We start from the raw sequence: 20,417 nt of genomic DNA, 5'->3' as shown, positions 1-20,417 counted from the left end.
GCCGGCGGCGGCTGCCCGATGGTGGCGCCGCGGGCGGGGCGTGTCGAGCCCTCGCGGCCGGAACGGGCGCATCCTCCTCAGACCAGCCGCACGGGCTTGTCCGCGCGGACCCCGGCGTCGGCCAGCCAGTCCCGCAGCGGTCCTGGGTCGCCGTCGTCGACGAGGCTGTGCACCGGCGCCGACAGGTCGTCCCGGCGTTTCTCCCCGTCGGCGAGCAGCACCGGGCCGTCCAGCCAGTCGAGGCCGGCCGTGGCCCCCGTGGTGTCCGCCGCGGCGCAGCAGACGGCGGCGGAGACGTGCTCGATGAGCAGTTCCCTGTCGCTGCGCGGCGGCGCCAGGGGCGGCGGGAAGGCGGCGCCGGGGGCGGCCGGGTCGGCGCCCACGGCGGCCGGGGCGCGCTGGGCGTCGCACCGGGCGGCGTGCGCGCCGAGTCTGGCGGCGAGTGCTTCGGTGCCGTCGGCGACGGCGGCGTCCGCCAGCCGCTGGAGGGCGCGGGCCAGCGTGGGCGTCTCGGCGGCGTCGAGGACGTCGAACAGGCGCGCGGCGCGGTCGCGCCAGATGCGGTCGACGACCTCGTCGGGGTACGCGGTCCAGTCCACGGGGGCCCAGTCGGCGCCGTGGCCCGCGGGCACGCCGTGGAAGAGGCGGGCGGCGAGCAGGGAGACCGCCTCGTCGACGGCTCCCGGGTCCTCCAGCAGGTCGCATGCGGGGCGTTCGCCGAGCCGCGCGGCGAAGCCGTCGGCGAGGCGGTCGCGGCGGGACAGCTCGGTGAGGGCGGCGGCCACGCCGGCGTCCAGGCGCCGGGGCCAGCGGCCGACGCGCCAGGCGGGCAGCGCGACGCGGGTCAGCAGCCGGTCCCAGCCCGCGTACGCGAGGCCGACCTGCTCCTGCGCGAGCGCCCGCGCCCCGTGGTCCACGCCCTGGGCGCGCGCGGCGGCGGCCGCGGCGACGCCGCGCTCCATCTCGGCGCTGTGCGTCGCCGCGATGCGCAGGAACAGCCGGGCGAGGCGGCCGGCCGAGGCGGTCAGCGGGTGGCGCAGCGGCGAGACGCCCCGGGCGAGGCCGGCGGCCGCGTCCCAGGCGCGCACACAGCGGCGCGCGGCGGCGATGTCGGGGTGGCCGGCGGGGCCGGTGCCCGCGACGACGGGCGCGAGGAGGGCCCGCAGCTCGGCGACCCGCATCCACCACAGGAACGGCGAGCCGATGACCAGAACGGGCGCCGCCGCGCCGGGGTGCCCCGGCGGCTCCTCCAGCCAGCTGTCGCAGTCGGGGGTGAGCGCGATGCCGCCGGGCGCGGGCACGTCGAGCCGGTCCGCGAGATCTCGTATCAGGCCGTGGAGTGCGGGCGCGGCACGTTCCGGCAGGGGGACCACCGGGGTCACGGCGGGCCGGGCGCGGCAGATCATGATTCCGGTGGCCACGGCGACGGCCGCGACGACGGCCGCGAGCACGGAGACCGGGGCGCGCAGCGTGCCGGCCGCGCCGGGGGCGCCCGAGGCGAACAGCACCACCGTGACGGCGGCCGGGAGCAGCGCGAGCGCCAGCGCGCTGTTGCGCACCCGGAGCACGGCCAGCGCGTGATCCCGCGCGGAGAGTCCGGCTTTTCGCGCCTTACGCTGCCCCATGCCCTGCCCTCCGCAGTGCGACGCCGCTCGGCCTGTCCCCCGCCGTTCCTCCACTGTCGCACCGGTCGCCGGCACCGCAACGTGCGATGCCGCCGATCGCCACGGGGGCGCGTGACCACGTGGGCGGAAGACGTTGCGCCGCACCCTAGTTGGGCGCGGCGGGCCCGTCAGCAGGTCAGCGGATCGGTCACTCGATGGAGGGGCTTTGGGGAGAGAACGGAACCGCGGAGGCCGCCTGCGCGGCAATGTCGGTGCGGTGGTGGGAGCCGGCCAGCCGCACCCGGGCGACGGCGCGGTAGGCGGCGGCCCTGGCCTGCGCGAGATCGGGTCCTGTGGCGGTCAGGGACAGCACCCGGCCGCCCGCGCTCACCACCCGGCCCGCCTCGTCGCGCCGCGTGCCGGCGTGCAGCACGTACGCGCCGGGGGCGTCCTCGGCGGCGATCTCGTCGAGCCCCTCGACGGGGTCGCCGGTCCTGGGCGCCTCGGGGTATCCCTCGGCGGCGACCACGACGGTGACGGCGGCGCCGTCGCTCCAGCGCAGCGGCGGGAAGCTGTCGAGAGTGCCGGTGGCGGCGGCGTGCAGCAGCCCGGCCGGCGGGGTGAGCAGCCGGGCCAGCACGGCCTGGGTCTCCGGGTCGCCGAACCTGGCGTTGAACTCGACGACCCGCACCCCCCGGGAGGTCAGGGCGAGTCCGGCGTAGAGCAGGCCGGAGAACGGGGTGCCGCGGCGCCGCAGCTCCTCGACGGTGGGCCTGAGCACGGTGTCGAGCACTTCGTCGGTCAGCTTGGGATCGGCCCAGGGCAGCGGGGAGTAGGCGCCCATCCCGCCGGTGTTGGGCCCCTCGTCGCCGTCGCGGGCCCGCTTGAAGTCCTGCGCGGGCTGGAGCGGCACGACGGTCTCGCCGTCGGTGACGGCGAACAGGGAGACCTCGGGGCCGTCGAGGAACTCCTCGATGACGACCCGCTCGCAGGAACGGGCGTGCGCGCGGGCGTGCGCCAGGTCCTCGGTGACGACGACGCCCTTGCCCGCGGCCAGGCCGTCGTCCTTGACCACGTAGGGCGGGCCGAAGGCGTCGAGCGCCGCGTCGGCCTCCGCGGGGGTGGTGCAGACGTGGGCGCGGGCGGTCGGCACCCCGGCCGCGGCCATGATCTCCTTGGCGAACGCCTTGCTGCCCTCCAGGCGCGCGGCCTGCGCGGAGGGACCGAAGACCGGGATACCCGCGGCGCGCACCGCGTCCGCGACGCCGGCGACCAGCGGGGCCTCGGGGCCGACGACGACGAGGTCCGCCCCGAGCCGGGCGGCCAGCTCCGCGACCTCGGGGCCGTTCACCGCGTCGACCGGGTGCGGTTGCGCCACCTCCGCCGTCCCGGCGTTGCCCGGCGCGCAGTGCAGCTCGGTGACGTCGGGGTCCTGGGAGAGGGCGTGGCACAGGGCGTGTTCGCGGGCACCGCCGCCGATGACAAGGATTCTCACGGGGCCCAAGAGTAGGCCCTGTCCGCCGCCCACTCTTTCGGGTGAGGGGTGGTCCGCGGGCTCCCGGCCGTACCGCCCACGGGTGGCGGGAACGCGGCCCGGCGCGCCGTTCCCCGCGGGGGAACGGCGGCGGGGCGGCGGCGCGGAAGGCACTAGAAAGGCTTTCCCGGCCCGGGGTGCGGGCCTGTCGTGGGGAGTGTGAGGGTGGTGAGTCTGCCCGAGATGTCCGGGGGAACGGTCGCGGCCGACCGGCTGGCGGAGCTGTACGCCTGCGCCGAGGCGGACGCGGCGCGGACCGCGGACTGGTATTTGGCCGCCCGGGTGTGGAAGCGCCGCACGGCGTGGCTGCTGCGCTGCGGCACGTTCGCGGGCGCGGCGGGCGGCGCGGTGCTGCCGCTGGTGGGCGTGGCGGGCCGCTTCGGCTGCCTGTCGCTGCTCGGCGCGGTGGCCGCGCTGGCCTGCGACCGGTACCTGGGGCTGACGTCCGGGTGGATGCGGGACGTGGCGACGGCGCAGGCGGTGCGGGAACGGCTGGCGGTCCTGCGGTACGACTGGGCGGCGGAGGGGCTGCGGGACGGGCTGGCGGAGGAGGCGGCGGAGCGGCGGCTCGGCGTGCTGCGGCAGTTCTCCGAGGACGTGACGGAGCTGGTGCGGGCGGAAACGGCGGACTGGATGCGGGAGTTCCACCCGTACGGCCGGGTGTCCGCGGGTGGGCAGCGGCGGGTCCTGGCCGCGGATCGGGACGGCGACCGGGACGGCGGCCGGTCGGAGGCGGACACGGCGCTCAGGGCCCGCTTCCTCGCGGACCGGACGGGCATGCGGCCGGGTATGCGGCCGGGCATGCCCAGGCAGCGTCCGCCGGAGAACGGCGGGTGATCCGGCACGGCGGCGGGTGATCCGGCACGGCGGCGGATGGTCCCCGCCCCCGGAGGGCGGACGCGGGGTCAGCTGAAGACGATCATGGACCCCTGGGCGAGGCTGCGGGTCGCCGCGGCGTGCAGGCCGAGCCAGACGTGGCGTTCTCTGGCGAACGGGCCTTCGCCGTATCCGGGCAGGGCGGCCGGCTCCTCCAGGCTGGTGGGGCGCGACGGCGGGTCGGGGGCGGGCGGCGGGTTGACCGGGTTGATGTCGAGTACGGGGGCCACCAGCTCAAGCTCGCGCAGCAGGCCGTGGCTCGACCCGAGCGGGCCGCCGCCGGCCAGCAGCGACTCGTTGACCAGCGGGTGCGGGAAGTCGACCGGCACGTAGGCGCCCGCGTGGTCGAAGTGCCACACGAGGTGCGCCTGCTGGGCGCTCGCCTCGAACATTTCGAGCAGCTGCTGGTAGTCGCCGTCCAGCTCGTCGGCGGGCGAGACCGGCAGGCCGCTCAGCTGGAGCAGGTAGGCGCGGCGCAGCAGGTGCAGGGCCGCGTAGTCGAAGCCGGCGATGGGGGCCACCGAGCCGGACATGCCGGGGACGTAGCCGTACACCGGGACCGGGGGCAGCCCGGCCTCGGCCAGGGCCCGGTCGTACTCGGCGAGCTCGTCGGCGAAGGGGTTGTCGGGGCTGTGGCACAGCACATCGACGAGGGGGACCAGCCACAGGTCACAGGCCACGTAACGGCTTTCTCTCGAACGGTTGCGTACCGCCAGCGTAGAGCCTGGAAGGGCGGTCACGCCCCGGCCAGTTGAGCGGCGAGTTCAAGTGCGTGGGAACGGTGGGCCCGCAGCAGGCGGCCGGTCTCGGCGGCGTCCTGCCGTTCGACGGCGTCGGCCAGTTCGAGGTGGCCGGACCAGAGCCGCCCGGCGAGGCCGGGCTGCCCGCGCAGGCGGGGCACGGTGAACGCCCAGCAGGCGACGCGCAGCCGGTCGAGGAACTCGCCGATGTGGGGGTTGCCGAGCAGCGCGTCGAGTTCGCGCCAGAAGCGCAGGTCGTAGGCGATGAGGATGTCCAGGTCACCGGCCAGGGCGGCCTGCCTGGCCGCGGCGGCGCGGCGGCGGATGGAGGTGAACGCCTCGGGTACCGCCTCGCGCAGGCTTAAGGCCGGGTCGGCGTGCAGTATCCCGTCGCTGACGAGCCGCTGGGCTTCGACCATGTGCCGGTAGTCGGTCAGCGAGAAGCGCCGGATGCGGAAGCCGCGGTGTTGTTCGACCTCAAGCAGGCCCTGGGCCGAGAGATCCACCAGGGCTTCGCGCACCGGCGTGGCCGAGACGCCGTACTGTTCGGCGATCTCGCGCACGGTGAACTCGCCGCCGGGAGCCAGCCGCCCGGCGAGTATTTCCTCCCGGAGAGCGTCGGCCAGTTGTTCGCGCAAGGTGCTGCGTTGAATCACGGCGGTCCAGCCTAGACCCCTTCCGTTGACAGCATACTGCTTATCCGACAGTATGCTGTCAATGGCGACGGGAAGAGACGCGCCGAGACCGGAGGACACCATGCGGAAGACCGTGCATCTGGCCGTGTACGACACGCTCGCCGACTGGGAAACCGGGCACGCCACGGCCGAGCTCGCCAGGCGCGGCCACCGGGTGGTGTCGGTGGCCGCGACGGACGCGCCGGTCACCACCGCCGGCGGCCTGCGCATCCTGCCGGACACCACGCTGGATCTGCTGCGCCCCGAGGACAGCGCCCTGCTGATCCTGCCGGGCGCCGACCTGTGGCTGACCGGCGACGCGCTGGCGCCGTTCGCCCGCGCGGCCCGCGCCTTCCTCGACGCCGGGGTGCCCGTCGCCGCGATCTGCGGGGCGACGTTCGGCCTGGCGCGGGCCGGGCTGCTCGACGGCCGCGCGCACACCGGCGCCGACCGGCAGGTGCTCGACGCCAGCGGCTACGCGGGCGGCTCGCGCTACCTGGACGCGGACGCGGTGACCGACGGCGACCTCATCACCGCGGGACCCACGGACCCGGAGGCGTTCGCCCGCGAGATCTTCGCCAGGCTCGGCGTCTTCGAGCCGCACGTGCTCGACGCCTGGTTCCGGCTGTTCGCGCACTCCGACGCGTCCGCCTACCCGACGGTGGCGGCGGCCGGATGAGCGGAACGGAGCGGCCCGCCGGCCCGGCGGAGCCCGCGGACCCGGCGCTGCCCGCGGACCCGGCGCTGCTCTCGGGCAGCGCGCTGGCGGTCTTCCGCCTCAACGGGCAGTTCCTCGCCGCCGCGGAGCGCATGGCGCGCCCCGCGGGGCTGACCGCGGCGTGGTGGCAGGTGCTCGGCGCCGTGCTGCGCGAACCGCTGCCGGTCGCCGGGATCGCGCGGGCCATGGGCATCACCCGTCAGAGCGTGCAGCGCATCGCCGACCTGCTGGTCCGGCGCGGCCTCGCCGAGTACCGGCAGAACCCGGCGCACCGCAGGGCCAAGCTGCTCGCGCCGACCGCGGAAGGGCGCGCCGCGGTCGCGCGCGTCGGGCCCGCGCATACCGAGTTCGCCGCGCGGCTCGGCGAAGCGCTCGGCGGGCCCGAGGAGTTCCGCTACGTGCTCGCGGTGCTCACCCGGCTGTCCGAGGTCATGGACGGACTCCCGGACACCCGCGGCTGACCGCGCGCGGGCGAGAACCGTTCGCGGGGACCGCGCGTCCTCAACACTGCGGCGTCCGGCCCGGCGGCGTCCGGGCCCCGCTCACGGGCCGCGGCGCACGGGAACCCGGCCGCGGCCGGTTGACCTATCCTGCCTGCGACCTGATCACGCCTTCCGGGGGAGGAAAAGCGCGCATGAGACCGCTGGAGCCGGAGGACCCGCAGGCCATCGGCGGTTACCGGCTGCTCGGCCGGCTCGGCGAGGGCGGGATGGGGCAGGTCTACCTCGCCCGTTCACAGCGCGGCAGGACGGTGGCCGTCAAGACCATCCAGCCGGCCCTGGCCAGGGAGCGCGCCTTCCGGGAGCGCTTCGCGCAGGAGATCGCCACCGCCCGCCGGGTGGGCGGCGAGTGGACCGCGCCCGTACTTGACGCCGACACCGAGGGCCGGGTGCCGTGGGTCGCCACCGGCTACATCGCCGGGCCCACCCTGCACCGGGTGGTGGCAGAGGACTACGGCCCGCTGCCGGAACGGTCCCTGACGTTCCTCGCCAGGGGCCTGGTCCTGGCGCTGCGCGATATCCACACCACCGGCCTGGTGCACCGCGACCTCAAACCGTCGAACGTCATGGTCACGATCGAGGGGCCGCGCGTCATCGACTTCGGCATCGCCCGCGCCCTGGACGCGGTCACCTCGGGCGGGCTGACCCGCACCGGGGCGGTCATCGGCTCGCCCGGCTTCATGTCCCCCGAGCAGGTGCGCGGCGCGCGGCTGACGACGGCGAGCGACATCTTCTGCCTCGGCGCCGTGCTGGCCTACGCGGCCACCGGCCGGCTCCCGTTCGGCACCGCGGACAGCGGCGGCCACGCCCTGATGTTCCGCATCGTGGAAGAGGAGCCGGCGCTCGACGGCATTCCCGACGCTCTCCTCGGTCTCGTCGGCGACTGCCTGGACAAGGACCCCGAACGGCGCCCCGGCGTACCCGAGTTGCTGGAGCGCACCGGGACCGCCGCCGTGGCGGAGCCCTGGCTGCCCGCCGAGGTGCTGGCGCAGCTCGGCCGGCACGCCGTGGCCCTGCTGGACAGCGAGGACCCGGCCGCCGCGGCCGGCCCGCCCGCGCCCCCGGCCGCGCCGCCGCGCCCCGGCGGGGCGCCGGCTCGCACCACCGCGGGCGCCGCCGCCGCGCACCCGCTCACGTACGCCGCACCGGCGCACGCGCCCGGCGCGGTGCCCGTCCGCACTCCACCGCCGGCGCACGCGCCCGGCGCGCACACGCCGCCGCCGTGGCGGACACCGCCGCCGCCCGGCCACGCCTGGCCCGCGCCCGGCCCGGCCGTTCCGCAGGGGCCGCCGCCGGAGCCGCGGCGGGCGAGCGCCCTGGCGAACGCCCTGACCTGGCTGTTCGCCGTCATGGCCCTGTTCGTCGTGGTCACGCTCGTGGTCCACCTGCAACTGCTCGGCGACCTGCGCGAGGAGCGGAAAGCCGACCCGTATCTCCTCTTCTCCTCCGTGGCGGACGCCGCCGAGGGGAGCAAAACCACGCTCGACGTGCTGACGACGCTCGTCGGCCTGCTCCACATCGCCATCTTCGTCGTCTGGCTGATCTGGTTCCGGCGGATGCGGTGCAACGCGGAGGCGTTCGCGCCCGGCCGCATCCGCTACCGGCCGAACCGGGCCGTCATCTTCTGGTTCGTCCCCTTCGCCAACCTCGTGCTGCCCAAGCAGATCGCCGACGACATCTGGCGGGCCTCCCACCCGCTGCCGCACCCCGCCGTCGGCCTCGTCAACACCTGGTGGACGCTGCTGCTGGGCTGGATCGTGTACGGCGTCGTCGTGAGCGGCGACCCGTGGCACGAGGCGGACGACTGGGACGAGGCCGTGACGCGGGGGAACCTGGGGGCCGTGGAGCAAGTGCTGTGCCTCGCCGCCGCCTTGGCCGCCGTGGTGTTCCTGAGGCGGCTGACCACCATGCAGCACAACCGGCTCACCGGGCCGAGATGAACGCGCGTGGCCGCCGCACCGGCGGCTCTGACCCGCATACGCGCCCACCGCGTTCACCTCTATCCTCGGTGAGACAACCACGTGAAACAATCGGGGGAGTCTGTTCCGTATGGACCGGCTGATGCCACAGGACCCGCACCGCATCGGTGCGTACCGGCTGCTCGGCCGGCTCGGCGAGGGGGGCATGGGCCAGGTGTACCTGGCCCGTTCCGAGCGCGGCCGTACCGTGGCCGTCAAGACGATCCGCTCCGCCCTGGCCCAGGAGCCGGACTTCCGGCGGCGGTTCTCGCTGGAGATCGCCGCGGCCCGCCGCGTCGGCGGCAGCTGGACGGCGCCCGTCCTCGACGCCGACACCGAGGGCCCGGTGCCGTGGGTCGCCACCGGCTACATCGCCGGTCCCTCCCTGCACGAGATCGTCAGCCGCGATTACGGTCCGCTGCCGGAGCGCAGCGTCCGCCTGCTGGCCAACGGTCTTGCCCACGCGCTGCGCGACATCCACGGCGCCGGTCTGGTGCACCGCGACCTCAAGCCGTCCAACGTGCTGCTGACCATCGACGGGCCGCGCGTCATCGACTTCGGCATCGCCCGCGCCCTGGAGTCCGCCCCCGGCGAGGGCGTCACCCGCACCGGCGCCACCGTCGGCTCGCCCGGCTTCATGTCCCCCGAGCAGGTCCGCGGCCAGCAGATCAGCCCGGCGAGCGACGTGTTCTGCTACGGGTCGCTGCTCGCGTACGCGGCGACGGGGCGCACCCCGTTCGGCGCCCTGGACTCCGGCGTGCACATCCTCATGTTCCGCATCGCCGAGGAGGGCCCCGACCTCACCGACATACCCGAGGGTCTGCGCCGGCTGATAGCGGGCTGCCTGGCCAAGGAGCCCGAACGGCGCACCACCGTCGAGGAGTTGCTGGCCGCGACCACCCCCGACAACTCGCGGGAGCCGTGGCTGCCCGGCGAGCTGGTCGCCCAGCTCGGCCGGCACGCCGTCGCCCTGCTCGACTCGGAGAACCCCGAGAGCCGCACCGACGCCCGCGCCGTCCCCGCGGACCCCACCGCCACCGGCGCCACCGGCGCCACCGCCGCCGCGCCCGCGGACCCGACGGCCACCGGCGCCGCGGGCCAGACCGCCGTCGGCCCCACGCCGCTCGACCCCGGCCCGACCCGGCCGGCGCCGCCGTCCTGGCCCTCGTCCGCGACCCCGCAGCCGCGGCCCGTTCCCGTGCCTTCTCCCTACTCGCAGCCGAACACCCCGTACCGGCCCGACGCCCCCTCCATCCCCTCGCTCGGCGGCTACGGCCCCTCGCCGTACGGCAGCACGGGCGCGGGACCGGCCGCGCCGCGGCGGCGCCGCGCGGTCCCGGTACTCGCCGTCGGCGCGGTACTCGTGGTGATGGCGGTGCTCGGCGTCGTGGTCGCGACGCAGCTGACCGGCGGCTCGGGCTCGGGCTCGGACGCCGCCATCGAGGAGGGCTATCTCGGCGCCTGGCAGGGCGAGTACGAGAACGCGAGCGGCGAAGTGCGCGAGCTGCGCTTCGAGATCACGCAGGGGGCCGAAGGCGAGATCGTCGGCAGCGCCCTGACCCTCAGCCCGACCATCCTGTGCTCCTACGAGGTGCGTCTCGACTCCTTCGAGGAACGGCTGTCGTTCACCGAGGAGTCCGCCTGGGCCGTTCCCTCGCACCAGACCACCGAGACGTGCCGCGACAACAGCACGCCGCAGACCCTCCAGCTGTCGGAGAACGGCGAGGAGATGACGTGGAACTACGGCGAGCAGACCGCGACGCTGAGCCCGGCCGACACCGCCTCCGAGGCGAATGTGCCGGAAACGCTGCTCGGCGCGTGGCGCGACGAATGGCGTGACGAGGGCCTGGACGGCGAAGAGGTCGACGGCGAGGACATCATCACCATCTCCCAGGGCCCGATCGGGGAGCCGGTCCTGCGCTTCGAGCGTTCCGAGGCGGACGAGCTGGTCTGCGCGTGGGACAACCGCCTCGTCAAGGTCGAGGGGAGGGAAATCACGCTCGGACCCGATGTCCTCGACGAATCGGTCTCCGACCCGGACTGCGGTGTCTACTCCGGTTTCCGGCTGTGGCACGAAGAGGACGACGACGACACGATCAAGGTCATCTGGCTCACCGCGCTGGACAACGACCCCGGCGAGTTCGAACGCAACGACTAGGTGTGCCTCATGTCACGAAACGGCACGGGTTCCCGGCCTCACGGCGGGATCGGGAACCGATCACGGTTCGGCCTCTGTCCTCACCGGTGCGTACGGGCGCCCGTATTCTCATGAGGCTTACCGGAGCGAAGAGGAGTAACACAGCATGAAACCGCTCGGGCCGACAGATCCGCAACGGGTGGGCCACTACAGGCTGCTGGGTAAATTGGGCGCCGGCGGAATGGGCAGCGTGTATCTCGCCCGCTCCGACCGCGGGCGCACGGTGGCCGTCAAGCTGGTCCAGCCCGAACTCGCGGCACAGCCCGAGTTCCGCAGGCGCTTCCAGCAGGAGGTGGACGCCGCACGGAGGGTCGGCGGCGACTGGACCGCGCCGGTTCTCGGCTGTGACACCGAGGCGCAGACGCCGTGGGTCGCGACCGGCTACGTCGCGGGGCCCTCGCTGCACGAGGTCGTCTCCCACACCTACGGCAGGCTGCCCGAGCGTACCCTCTTCGTCCTGGCGAACGGCCTGGTCAAGGCCCTGCGTGACATTCACGCCGCGGGTCTGGTGCACCGGGACCTCAAGCCGTCGAACGTCATGATCACGATTGACGGGCCGCGGGTCATCGACTTCGGCATCGCCCGCGCCCTGGAGTCCGGCGGCGAAGGGCTGACCCGCACCGGCGCGGCCGTCGGCTCGCCCGGCTTCATGTCCCCCGAGCAGTGCCGCGGCGAAGTGCTGACCGCGGCGAGCGACATCTTCTGCCTCGGCTCCGTGCTCACCTTCGCGGCCACCGCGAGCACGCCGTTCGGCGACGCCAACAGCGCGATGACCGCGCTGATGCTGCGAATAGTCCAGGGCCAGCAGGACCTTTCCGAAGTCCCCGAGAACATCAGGCCGCTGGTCGAACGCTGCCTGGCCCAGCACCCGGCGGAGCGCCCCAGCCTGGACGAGCTGCTCGCCGCGACCACCACCGACGACGACGAGGAGCCCTGGCTGCCGGGCGCCCTGGTGGCGAAGCTCGGCCGGCACGCCGTGGAGCTGCTGGACTCCGAGGACCCGCTCCAGGCCCCGCCGCCGCCCACGACGCAGCCGCCGCCGGCCATGCCGAGCGTTCCGCCGACGCCGGCGCCGCCCTCGGCCATGCCGAGCCCGCCGCCCCCCACGGGCATGCCGAGCCCGCCGCCGCCCACGGCGCCGCTGGCCCCGCCGACGCCGACCCAGCTGAGCACCCCGGCCACGCCGCCGCCGAGCCCGCCGCCGAACTCGGGCGTCGACGGGATGGCGACCATGACCTCGGCCGTGCCCCCCGCGGGGTACGGCTACCCGCAGCCGCCCGGTGGCTACGGCTACCCGCAGGCCCAGGGCACGCCGGGCTACGGCTCGCCCGTGCCGCCCGAGGTGGCCTCGCTCCAGGGCCCGTACGGGCCCGCCTACCCCGGCGGCCCCGGCGGGCACGGGCCGGGCGGACACGGCGGACACGGCGGACACGGCGCGCCCGGCGGGCAGCGCAAGAACATCACGTGGATCATCGTGGCCGCGGTCGTGGTCTTCGCCGTCGCGGCGGGTGTCGCGGTCGTCGCCCTCGGCGGCGGCGACGACGAGGACCCGGAGCCGCCGGGGCCGACGGCGACGGGCCCGTCGGTCGACCCGACCACCCCGGAGCCGACCGATCCTGAGCCGTCCGATCCGCAGACCACCCCGCCCGGGGACGCCACGGTGGGCTCCGAGTTCGTGGGCGACTGGGAGGGCGAGGTGATGGAGAACGGTGAGCCGAAGGGCTGGTACCAGCGGCTGGAGCTCACCGACGGCTCGGGCGGCGACGTCGTGGCCACCCAGTGGACCCTGCTCAGCACCCTGCTGTGCACCGAGGAGTCGGAGCTGGTCGCGGCCGGGGACGGCACGCTGACGCTCAACGGCGCCGGCGTCACCGACACGGTGCCGGACGACGACCCGTCCCGGTGCGAGCCGTACGGGGAGCAGACCATCGAGGTGCAGAACGACGGCTCACTGCTGTGGACCGCGGGCGCCCTGTCGGCGGAGCTGCGTTCGTCGTACCTGAGCGCCGGCGGCGACGGCATGCCGCTGGGCATCTACGACCAGGTCTACTCGTCCTCTGACTACGAGATCACCACCGCCTACTCGGCGTCCGCGGGCGAGTTGGCACTCACCTACACCAACGGCACCTGCACCTGGGAGGCGCCGCTGGTCTCGGAGCGGGAGGACGGGGCCTCGATCCTGGTCGGCCCGGGCGACACGACGAGCGGGGACTGCGATCCGCTGCCGTCCTACCGCCTGGAGTGGGAGCCGGTCGAGACCTTCGACGACGCCGAGTCGATCGCGTTCACCCCGTACGGCGGCGACGGCTCCGGCGGCTTCACGGCCGAGTACTCGGGGAGCGCCGACTGACACCGGGCAGGAGGACGGCCGCGGGCCGGCCGCGTGGCGTACACGCGGCCGCCCCGCGGCCGTGGGGCAGGCGATTAGGTCGTTCAGACGAACGGGTTGATCTGGATGGTCTCGTCGCGCCCCGGGCCGACGCCGATCGCCGAGATCGGGGCGCCGGAGAGGTCCTGGAGGGCCAGCACGTAGGACTGCGCGTTCTTCGGCAGCTCCTCGAAGCTGCGGGCCTTGGAGATGTCCTCGCTCCAGCCCGGCAGGTATTCGTAGACGGGCTTGGCGTGGTGGAAGTCGGTCTGGTTGTACGGCAGGTCAGTCACGCGCCGGCCGTCGATGTCATAGGCGGTGCACACCGGGATGCGCTCCCAGCCGGTGAGGACGTCCAGCTTGGTGAGGAAGAAGTCGGTCAGCCCGTTGACGCGGGTCGCGTAGCGGGCGATCACCGCGTCGAACCAGCCGCAGCGCCGGTCGCGGCCGGTCGTCACGCCGAACTCGCCGCCGATGCGCCGCAGCGCCTCGCCGTCCTCGTCGTGCAGCTCGGTGGGGAACGGGCCCGCGCCGACGCGCGTGGTGTACGCCTTCAGGATGCCGATGACGCGGCTGATGCGCGTCGGCCCGACGCCGGAGCCGGTGCAGGCGCCGCCCGCGGTCGGGTTGGAGGACGTGACGAACGGATAGGTGCCGTGGTCGACGTCGAGGAGCGTGCCCTGGCCGCCCTCGAACAGCACGACCTTGCCCTCGTCCACCGCGCGGTTGAGCACGAGCACGGTGTCGCACACGTACCCGCGCAGGCTCTCCGCGTACCCGAGCAGCTCCTCGACGACCTGGTCGGTGACGATGGCGCGGCGGTTGTAGAGCTTGGCGAGCACCTGATTCTTGTGGTCGAGCGCGGCCTCGACCTTCTGGCGGAGGATCGATTCATCGAACAGGTCCTGGACGCGGATGCCCTGCCGGTTGATCTTGTCCGCGTAGGCGGGTCCGATGCCCCGGCCCGTGGTGCCGATCTTGCGCTTGCCGAGGAAACGTTCGGACACCTTGTCCAGCGTCTGGTGGTACGGCGTGATCAGGTGGGCGTTGCCGCTGAGCAGCAGCCGGGAGGTGTCGATGCCGCGGTCCGCGAGGCCGCTCAGCTCGGAGAGCAGCACCTTGGGGTCCACGACGACGCCGTTGCCGATGACAGGGGTGCACTCCGGGGAGAGAATCCCGGAGGGCAGCAGGTGCAGCGCGTACTTCTGCCCGTCGACGACGACGGTGTGGCCGGCATTGTTGCCGCCCTGGTAGCGCACTACGTAGTCGACCGAGCCGCCGAGCAGGTCGGTGGCCTTCCCCTTGCCTTCGTCACCCCACTGAGCGCCGAGCAGCACAAGTGCGGGCACAGGCGTACACCCCTTTCGAGCGGGGCATCTACGCAAGGGCTGCCCCGGATCGACGAAACCCCTGGCGCAATCGCGACAGGGGCTCTTGCACAGAGAGCTTACGGGAGACGCAGCCGGGAGGCGAACAGTCAGTGCTCATCGTCATCGATCCGACGGCGCGGCGGACGGACGGGGAAGCGGTACGGATCGCCAGAGACGTCCTGTGCGCGGGTCCTGGCGAGGCCAAGGTGTGTGTCCTGGAGGGGCCGCAGGCGCTGACGCGGGTGCTGGCCCGGCGGCGCGGGCGCCGGCTGGTGATCGTCGGGGACGACGGGGCGCTGCTGCGGGCCGTGAAGCTGCTGCACCGCAACGGGGAGTTGGACATGAGCCCGCTGGCCATGGTGCCGGTCGGCCCGGGGCCGACGGTGGCGGTGGCGCGGACGCTCGGTGTGCCGACGGACGCGGTGGCCGCGTCGCGCGCGGTGCTCACCGGCATCGACCGGCGGCTCGACGTGCTGACGGACGACGCGGGGGGCGTGGTGCTCGGCCCGCTCGGTATCCCGGCGCCGCGGGCCCGCCCCTCGGGGGCGACGGCCCTGTGGTGGCGGACGGTGCACCGGCCGCGGCAGCGGCTGCGCGTGGAGGCGGACGGGCGGGTGCTCGCGGACGTGGACCGGCCGGTGGCGGGGGTGTCGCTGCGGGCGGCGGACGGCCTGGCCGAGGTGGTGGTGCGGCCGAGACCCGCGGGCGCGGACGTCTCCGCGCGCGCGACCTCGGTGACGGTGTCGGGGCCGGCGTTCAGCTACCGGGCGGACGCGGTCGACCTGGGCCCGACCCGGGCGCGGACGTGGACGGTACTGCCCGGCGCGCTGCGGCTGACGGTCCCGGCCCGGCCCGGCTGACCGGGCGCCCGGCCGGTCAGCGCCCGGCGCCGCGCTCCTTCCAGCGGGTCAGGATCGCGTCGAATTCGGACGCGAGGAATTCGAGGAACTCGGCGGTGTCGGTCAGCCGTTCCCCGGCGGGGCTGTGCTCGCCGACGACCTCGATGCCCGCCCGCATGGTGGCGATCCAGCGGGCCAGCACGGTGTCCCTGTCGGCGATGGCCTCGTACCAGATGTCGTGGTGGAGGCGGTAGCGCTCGCGCCGTGAGCCGGGCTCGCGCTCGCGGCTGATCAGGTGCACCTGCGCGAGGTAGCGGACCGCCCCGGAGATGGCCGCGGGCGAGATCTGGAGCCGCCGGGCCAGCGCCGCCGAGCTGAGGGTCGGCTCGTGCGAGATGAGCAGGCAGGCGAAGACGCGGGAGGCCATCCGCTGCATGCCCGCCTGGGTCAGGTCCGCCGCGAAGCGCTCGACGACGGCCGCCATGGCCTCCGTGTACGGCTCGCCCGCGAGCTGATCATCCGCTTCCCCGACGGTCGTATGGTGCTCGATCACCGTGCCATCCTGCCACCCCGCCTACGGCGTATTGACATTTCCCTAGCTTCACAAGTTTGTGAAACAACTGTAGGTTCGAAACATGACAGAGGCAACCAACGCCATCACCGTCAGCGGCCTGGTCAAGACCTTCGGCAGGACGCGTGCGCTGGACGGGCTCGATCTGGAGGTGGCGTCCGGCGAGGTGCACGGCTTCCTCGGCCCCAACGGCGCCGGCAAGTCCACGGCCATCCGCGTCCTGCTCGGGCTGCTGCGGGCGGACGCCGGCACGGCCTCGCTGCTGGGCGGCGATCCGTGGCACGACGCCGTCCAGCTGCACAAACGGCTCGCCTACGTGCCCGGTGATGTCGAGCTGTGGCCCAACCTGAGCGGCGGGGAAGCCATCGACCTCCTCGCGAAGCTGCGCGGCGGCCTGGACCCGGGGCGCAGGGACCAGCTCATCGAGCGCTTCGACCTGGACCCGACCAAAAAGGGCCGCACCTACTCCAAGGGCAACCGGCAGAAGGTCGCCCTGGTCGCCGCGCTCGCCTCCGACGCCGATCTGCTGCTGCTCGACGAGCCCACCGCCGGCCTCGACCCGCTCATGGAGGTCGTCTTCCAGGACGTCATCGGCGAGGCCAAACAGGCCGGCCGGACCGTGCTGCTCTCCAGCCACATCCTGGCCCAGGTGGAGAAGCTGTGCGATCGCATCAGCATCATCAGGCTCGGCCGCATCGTCCAGTCGGGAACGCTCAGCGACATGCGCCACCTGACCCGCACCACGATCGAGGCCGAGACCGAGCGGCCGGTCACCGGCCTGGCCGAGCTGCCCGGCGTGCACGACGTCGACGCGGCCCACGGCACGCTCCGGTTCAGCGTCGACGGCCGGCACCTCGACGGCGCCGTCCGCCGGCTCGGCGAGTTCGGCATCCGCAGCCTGATCAGCCACCCGCCCACGCTGGAGGAGCTGATGCTGCGGCACTACGGCGACGAGCTGAAGGCCATGGAGAGCAACAACGGTGCGGGGGCGGCCCGATGACCGCCACCGCGACCAGGCCGCCCGAGGTGGCCGCGCCGCGCGGGCCCGGCCACGGCAACGCCCTCGCCGGCACCGGCACCCTCGTCCGCTTCAACCTGCGGCGCGACCGGGTCAGGCTGCCGGTGTGGATCGGCTCCCTGCTGCTGGTCACGCTGGCCTCCGTCTCCAGCTTCACCTCCCAGTACCCCGAGGCCGAGGACCGCGCCTCGGTGAAGGAGACCCTGGAGGGGCCGGCCGGGCTCGCCATGACGGGCCCCGAGCACTACCTCGCCGGCGACTACACCTACGGCGCCATGACGGCCCACCAGATGATCGGCTTCATGGGCATCGCCATCGGCATCATGAGCGTCCTGACGGTCGTCAGGCACAGCAGGACGGAGGAGGAGACCGGCCGCGCCGAGCTGCTGCGTTCCAGCGTGGTCGGCCGGCACGCCCACATGACGGCCGCGCTGATCGTGGCCGCCGCCGCCAACGCCGTACTCGGCCTGCTGCTCGCGGCCTCGCTGACCGGGCTCGGCGTCGAGAGCATCACCGCGAACGGCTCCCTGCTCTACGGCGCGGGCAGCGCCGCGGTCGGCATCACCTTCGCCGCCGTCGCCGCCCTCACCGCGCAGATCACCCCGTTCGCCCGCGGCGCCGCCGGGCTCGGCATGGCCGCGGTCGCCGTCGCCTACACGCTGCGGGCCGTCGGCGACGTCGGCACCGGCGCGTTCGCCTGGCTCTCCCCGATCGGCTGGGCGCAGCGCACCTACCCCTACGTCGACGACCGCTGGTGGCCCCTCCTGCTGAACGTGGCGCTGGCCGCCGCGGGCGTCGCCGCCGCCTTCTGGCTCAGCACGCGCAGGGACGTCGGGGCCGGGCTGCGCCCGCCGCGCCCTGGCCGTGCCGTCGCCGGCGGAACGCTCACCACGCCGCTCGGCTTCGCGGTGCGGCTGCACCGCGGAGTGCTGACCGGATTCGCCGCGGGCGGGCTGCTGTTCGGCCTGATGTACGGCTCGATCCTGGGCGACGCGGAGGACCTGCTGGCGGAGAACGACCAGCTGCGGCGCACCGTGGAGCAGCTCGGCGGCGACCTCGTCGAGTCCTTCGCCTCCGTCATCATGAGCCTCCTCGCCGTCGTCGCCGCCGCGTACGTGGTGATGGCGACGCTCAGGGCCCGTTCCGAGGAGACCGCGGGCCGGGCGGAGCCGGTGCTGGCCACCGGGCTCTCCCGGGCGAGGTGGCTGGGCGGGCACCTCGCCGTCGCGCTCGTCGGCGGCACGCTGCTCATGGTGCTCGCCGGGGCGGGCTTCGGGGTCTCCGGCGCCGCGTCGGCCGACGACACCGGCCTGCTTGGCAGCCTGACGCTGGCCTCGCTCGCCTACGCCCCCGCGCTGTGGACGACGGCGGGCATCGCCGCCGTGCTGTTCGGCTGGTTCCCCTCGGCGTCGGCGGCGGCCTGGGCCGTACCGGCCTACGGCTTCTTCGTGACGGCCCTCGGCGAGGTCGTCGACCTGCCGGACTGGCTGTACAACCTCTCGCCCATCGGCCACATCCCGCAGGTGCCCGCCGCCGATCTCAACTGGGCACCGCTGGTCGTCCTGACGGTGCTGGGCGCGGTGCTGATCACCGTCGGCCTGCTCGGCTTCCGGCGCCGGGACCTGGACACCAAATAACGGCCGCCTGCTGAAGGGCCCGCTGAAGGGCAGTCAGCCGCGGTCGGCGGGCCGCGTTCCCCTCGTGCGGAGCAATGCGGCACCCGCGGGGACGCCTTCCGGATGCGCTTCTCGTCACGCACTGTTCGCATGGGTGACAACCCGTCACGCCACCCCGCGTGCGGCAGCCGACCGGAGGTCAGTCACCCATGAAGCCCCTGCACCGTTTCGCCAGCCGCCTCACCGCGACCGCGGCCCTGTCCCTGCTCCCCCTCGGCGTCGCCGCCGCCCCGGCCGCCGCCCACGACGACGCCAGACCCGGCTGGGACCACGCCTCGCCGCTGACCATCTCGCCCAGCTCGGGCGGCTCCGGCACCTCGGTCACCGTCAAATCGTCCTGCCACCCCAGCGGCCCGGCCACCTCGGACGCGTTCCAGCGGCACATCACGCTGCGGAAGGCCCACGAGAACAAGTGGGTCGGGACCGGCCGCATCAAGCGCAGCGGCCTCCAGGTCGGCAGAAGCTACCCCGTGACCGTCCGCTGCACCGACGGCGTGACGCTGAGCACGTCGTTCACCTTCACCGCGGGCACCCCGTCCGGCGGCGCCTCGGCCGGCTTCGGCGGCTCCGGCTCCTCGGACAGCGGCGGCACCCAGGCCACCGCGCTCGCCATCGGCGGCGGCGTGACCGTCGCCGGCGCCGCCGGTTACGTGTTCCTCGCCCGCCGCCGCCGCGCCGCCGGCACCCACTACTGAGGGCCGGGCGCGTGACCCGCCCCCCACGGCCGGCCCGGCTCGCGGCGCTCGCCCGCACCCGGCAGCTGACCGGCGCGGCCCGCCGCGCCGGCGAAGTATCCGCGAAGATCCGCCACCGCGCGCCGCGGCTCGCGGCGGCCGGCCGGGCCCTGGCCCAGCGCGCCGTCGCGGCCGGCCGCGGCGCCGTCGCCGCACGCCGCCGCACGCGGCCGGCCGCGCCCGCACCGGGCCGCCCCGCGGCGCGGACGCGGCAGCAGCGGCTGTCGGTGCGCAGCCGGCGGCTTGAGGTGGCGGCCGCGGTCGCCGCCGTCGCCATCGGAGTGGCCGCCGGGGTGCTCGCGCCCGGCTCAGGCGACGACGTCCGCGAGGCGCGCGCCTCCAGCAGCATCGCCGAGGGAGTGTCCCGGCCCGGCGCGGTGGACGCGCCCGCCGCGGCGCCGGACGCGGGATCGACCGCGGACCTGGACGCCTCCATATCGGGCCAGCCCTCGGACGTGGTGGCCGCACCGCTGGCGCGGGCCGACCCGACGCGGGTCCGCATTCCGCAACTCGCCACCGACGTCGAGGTCTTCGGCGCCGACCTGGCACCGGACGGGGCGCCGCCCTCGCCCTCGGTCGAGGACGCGATGCGCGCCGCCTGGTACGCGGGAGGCGTCGCGCCGGGTGAACGCGGCGCCGCCATCCTCGTCGGGCACCTGGACACCTACGACGGGCCGGCCGCCTTCGCGGGGCTCGGCTCGCTCCGGCCGGGCGAGAACATCGAGATCGACCGCGCCGACGGCCGAACGGCCGTGTTCACGGTGGACTCGGTCGAGCAGTACCCGAAGTCCGACTTCCCCGACCAGCGGGTCTACGGCGCGGTCGGCAGCCCGCAGCTGCGGCTGATCACCTGCGGCGGGCGGTGGACGCAGGACGGCGGCTACGACTCCAACATCGTCGCGTACGCCCGGCTGACCGCCACCGCCGGCCAGGACACCGCCGGCCAGGACACCGCCGCGCCGGAACCGGTGCCCGCGCCCGCACCCGTGCCCGCGCCCGGCGTTCCCGCCGGGTGAACGCCCCCCGCGCCGCGGCCCCGA

Annotated in this window: 17 protein-coding genes; 11 read left to right on the top strand and 6 right to left on the bottom strand. The window is 74.7% G+C overall.

Annotated elements, in window-relative coordinates; genetic code table 11:
* Nucleotides 1-77: 77 nt before the first annotated feature.
* Both RM779_RS21210 and purD read right to left on the bottom strand, forming a co-directional pair.
* Nucleotides 78-1,625 carry a hypothetical protein gene (locus RM779_RS21210; RefSeq protein WP_311619324.1) on the bottom strand — a complete coding sequence of 516 codons (1,548 nt, stop codon included), beginning with the start codon at nt 1,623-1,625 and terminating at the stop codon, nt 78-80.
* A 187-nt stretch (nt 1,626-1,812) separates the two neighbouring features.
* Nucleotides 1,813-3,099, bottom strand: coding sequence for a phosphoribosylamine--glycine ligase (purD, locus tag RM779_RS21205; protein ID WP_311619323.1), 1,287 nt, complete (start codon nt 3,097-3,099; stop codon nt 1,813-1,815).
* Nucleotides 3,100-3,321: 222 nt separating this feature from the next.
* Here purD and RM779_RS21200 point away from each other — a divergent pair, with 222 nt between their 5' ends.
* A complete protein-coding gene (locus RM779_RS21200) occupies nt 3,322-3,975 on the top strand; it encodes an SLATT domain-containing protein (protein ID WP_311619461.1) in 654 nt (217 codons plus the stop codon).
* 68 nt (nt 3,976-4,043) lie between these two features.
* Here the strand turns inward: RM779_RS21200 and RM779_RS21195 are convergent, their stop codons facing one another.
* Nucleotides 4,044-4,694 carry a hypothetical protein gene (locus RM779_RS21195; RefSeq protein WP_077059922.1) on the bottom strand — a complete coding sequence of 217 codons (651 nt, stop codon included), beginning with the start codon at nt 4,692-4,694 and terminating at the stop codon, nt 4,044-4,046.
* Nucleotides 4,695-4,750: 56 nt separating this feature from the next.
* Nucleotides 4,751-5,407, bottom strand: a complete 657-nt coding sequence (locus tag RM779_RS21190) for a GntR family transcriptional regulator (protein WP_311619460.1) — start codon at nt 5,405-5,407, stop codon at nt 4,751-4,753.
* A gap of 64 nt (nt 5,408-5,471) precedes the next feature.
* Here RM779_RS21190 and RM779_RS21185 point away from each other — a divergent pair, with 64 nt between their 5' ends.
* The 5 genes from RM779_RS21185 (at nt 5,472) to RM779_RS21165 (ending at nt 13,151) form a co-directional block, all read left to right on the top strand.
* Nucleotides 5,472-6,107, top strand: a complete 636-nt coding sequence (locus RM779_RS21185; RefSeq protein ID WP_311619322.1) for a DJ-1/PfpI family protein — start codon at nt 5,472-5,474, stop codon at nt 6,105-6,107.
* Nucleotides 6,104-6,607 (top strand): MarR family winged helix-turn-helix transcriptional regulator, encoded by a 504-nt coding sequence (locus RM779_RS21180; protein WP_311619321.1) that lies wholly within the window; start codon nt 6,104-6,106, stop codon nt 6,605-6,607. The genes RM779_RS21185 and RM779_RS21180 overlap by 4 nt, the downstream gene beginning before the upstream one ends.
* 173 nt (nt 6,608-6,780) lie before the next feature.
* Nucleotides 6,781-8,586: a protein kinase domain-containing protein gene (locus RM779_RS21175; protein ID WP_311619320.1), complete on the top strand. Its 1,806-nt coding sequence runs from the start codon at nt 6,781-6,783 to the stop codon at nt 8,584-8,586.
* Between the two features lie 109 nt (nt 8,587-8,695).
* Complete coding sequence (locus tag RM779_RS21170) at nt 8,696-10,762, top strand: serine/threonine protein kinase (protein WP_449657302.1); 2,067 nt, start codon at nt 8,696-8,698, stop codon at nt 10,760-10,762.
* Nucleotides 10,763-10,907: 145 nt separating this feature from the next.
* Complete coding sequence (locus RM779_RS21165; protein ID WP_311619318.1) at nt 10,908-13,151, top strand: serine/threonine-protein kinase; 2,244 nt, start codon at nt 10,908-10,910, stop codon at nt 13,149-13,151.
* An 83-nt stretch (nt 13,152-13,234) separates the two neighbouring features.
* Here RM779_RS21165 and RM779_RS21160 read toward each other — a convergent pair whose 3' ends face one another.
* Nucleotides 13,235-14,518, bottom strand: a complete 1,284-nt coding sequence (locus tag RM779_RS21160) for an adenylosuccinate synthase (protein WP_311619317.1) — start codon at nt 14,516-14,518, stop codon at nt 13,235-13,237.
* Between the two features lie 131 nt (nt 14,519-14,649).
* Between RM779_RS21160 and RM779_RS21155 the strand changes: the two genes are divergently transcribed.
* The gene (locus RM779_RS21155; protein WP_311619316.1) at nt 14,650-15,399 is read left to right on the top strand and encodes a diacylglycerol kinase family protein; all 750 of its coding nucleotides are present in this window, start codon (nt 14,650-14,652) and stop codon (nt 15,397-15,399) included.
* Between the two features lie 16 nt (nt 15,400-15,415).
* Here the strand turns inward: RM779_RS21155 and RM779_RS21150 are convergent, their stop codons facing one another.
* Complete coding sequence (locus tag RM779_RS21150; RefSeq protein ID WP_311619315.1) at nt 15,416-15,931, bottom strand: GbsR/MarR family transcriptional regulator; 516 nt, start codon at nt 15,929-15,931, stop codon at nt 15,416-15,418.
* Between the two features lie 82 nt (nt 15,932-16,013).
* Here RM779_RS21150 and RM779_RS21145 point away from each other — a divergent pair, with 82 nt between their 5' ends.
* From RM779_RS21145 to RM779_RS21130, 4 genes are all read left to right on the top strand, one after another.
* Complete coding sequence (locus tag RM779_RS21145) at nt 16,014-16,949, top strand: ABC transporter ATP-binding protein (RefSeq protein ID WP_077059930.1); 936 nt, start codon at nt 16,014-16,016, stop codon at nt 16,947-16,949.
* A complete protein-coding gene (locus tag RM779_RS21140) occupies nt 16,946-18,604 on the top strand; it encodes an ABC transporter permease (RefSeq protein WP_311619314.1) in 1,659 nt (552 codons plus the stop codon). The genes RM779_RS21145 and RM779_RS21140 overlap by 4 nt, the downstream gene beginning before the upstream one ends.
* A gap of 188 nt (nt 18,605-18,792) precedes the next feature.
* Complete coding sequence (locus RM779_RS21135; RefSeq protein WP_311619313.1) at nt 18,793-19,338, top strand: hypothetical protein; 546 nt, start codon at nt 18,793-18,795, stop codon at nt 19,336-19,338.
* Between the two features lie 11 nt (nt 19,339-19,349).
* Nucleotides 19,350-20,393 (top strand): class F sortase, encoded by a 1,044-nt coding sequence (locus RM779_RS21130; protein WP_311619312.1) that lies wholly within the window; start codon nt 19,350-19,352, stop codon nt 20,391-20,393.
* Nucleotides 20,394-20,417 lie beyond the last annotated feature (24 nt).

The sequence above is a fragment of the Streptomyces johnsoniae genome, from assembly GCF_031845565.1.
GTDB classification, from domain to species: Bacteria; Actinomycetota; Actinomycetes; order Streptomycetales; family Streptomycetaceae; genus Streptomyces; species Streptomyces johnsoniae.
This window is presented reverse-complemented; position numbering and strand designations above follow the sequence as displayed.

Excerpts from the sequence above, each read along its gene's own strand:
- RM779_RS21210 (WP_311619324.1), bottom strand. The coding sequence starts at position 1,625 with ATGGGGCAGCGTAAGGCGCGAAAAGCCGGACTCTCCGCGCGGGATCAC.
- RM779_RS21200 (WP_311619461.1), top strand. The coding sequence starts at position 3,322 with ATGTCCGGGGGAACGGTCGCGGCCGACCGGCTGGCGGAGCTGTACGCC.
- RM779_RS21185 (WP_311619322.1), top strand. The coding sequence starts at position 5,472 with ATGGCGACGGGAAGAGACGCGCCGAGACCGGAGGACACCATGCGGAAG.
- RM779_RS21180 (WP_311619321.1), top strand. The coding sequence starts at position 6,104 with ATGAGCGGAACGGAGCGGCCCGCCGGCCCGGCGGAGCCCGCGGACCCG.
- RM779_RS21175 (WP_311619320.1), top strand. The coding sequence starts at position 6,781 with ATGAGACCGCTGGAGCCGGAGGACCCGCAGGCCATCGGCGGTTACCGG.
- RM779_RS21170 (WP_449657302.1), top strand. The coding sequence starts at position 8,696 with ATGGACCGGCTGATGCCACAGGACCCGCACCGCATCGGTGCGTACCGG.
- RM779_RS21165 (WP_311619318.1), top strand. The coding sequence starts at position 10,908 with ATGAAACCGCTCGGGCCGACAGATCCGCAACGGGTGGGCCACTACAGG.
- RM779_RS21145 (WP_077059930.1), top strand. The coding sequence starts at position 16,014 with ATGACAGAGGCAACCAACGCCATCACCGTCAGCGGCCTGGTCAAGACC.
- RM779_RS21140 (WP_311619314.1), top strand. The coding sequence starts at position 16,946 with ATGACCGCCACCGCGACCAGGCCGCCCGAGGTGGCCGCGCCGCGCGGG.
- RM779_RS21135 (WP_311619313.1), top strand. The coding sequence starts at position 18,793 with ATGAAGCCCCTGCACCGTTTCGCCAGCCGCCTCACCGCGACCGCGGCC.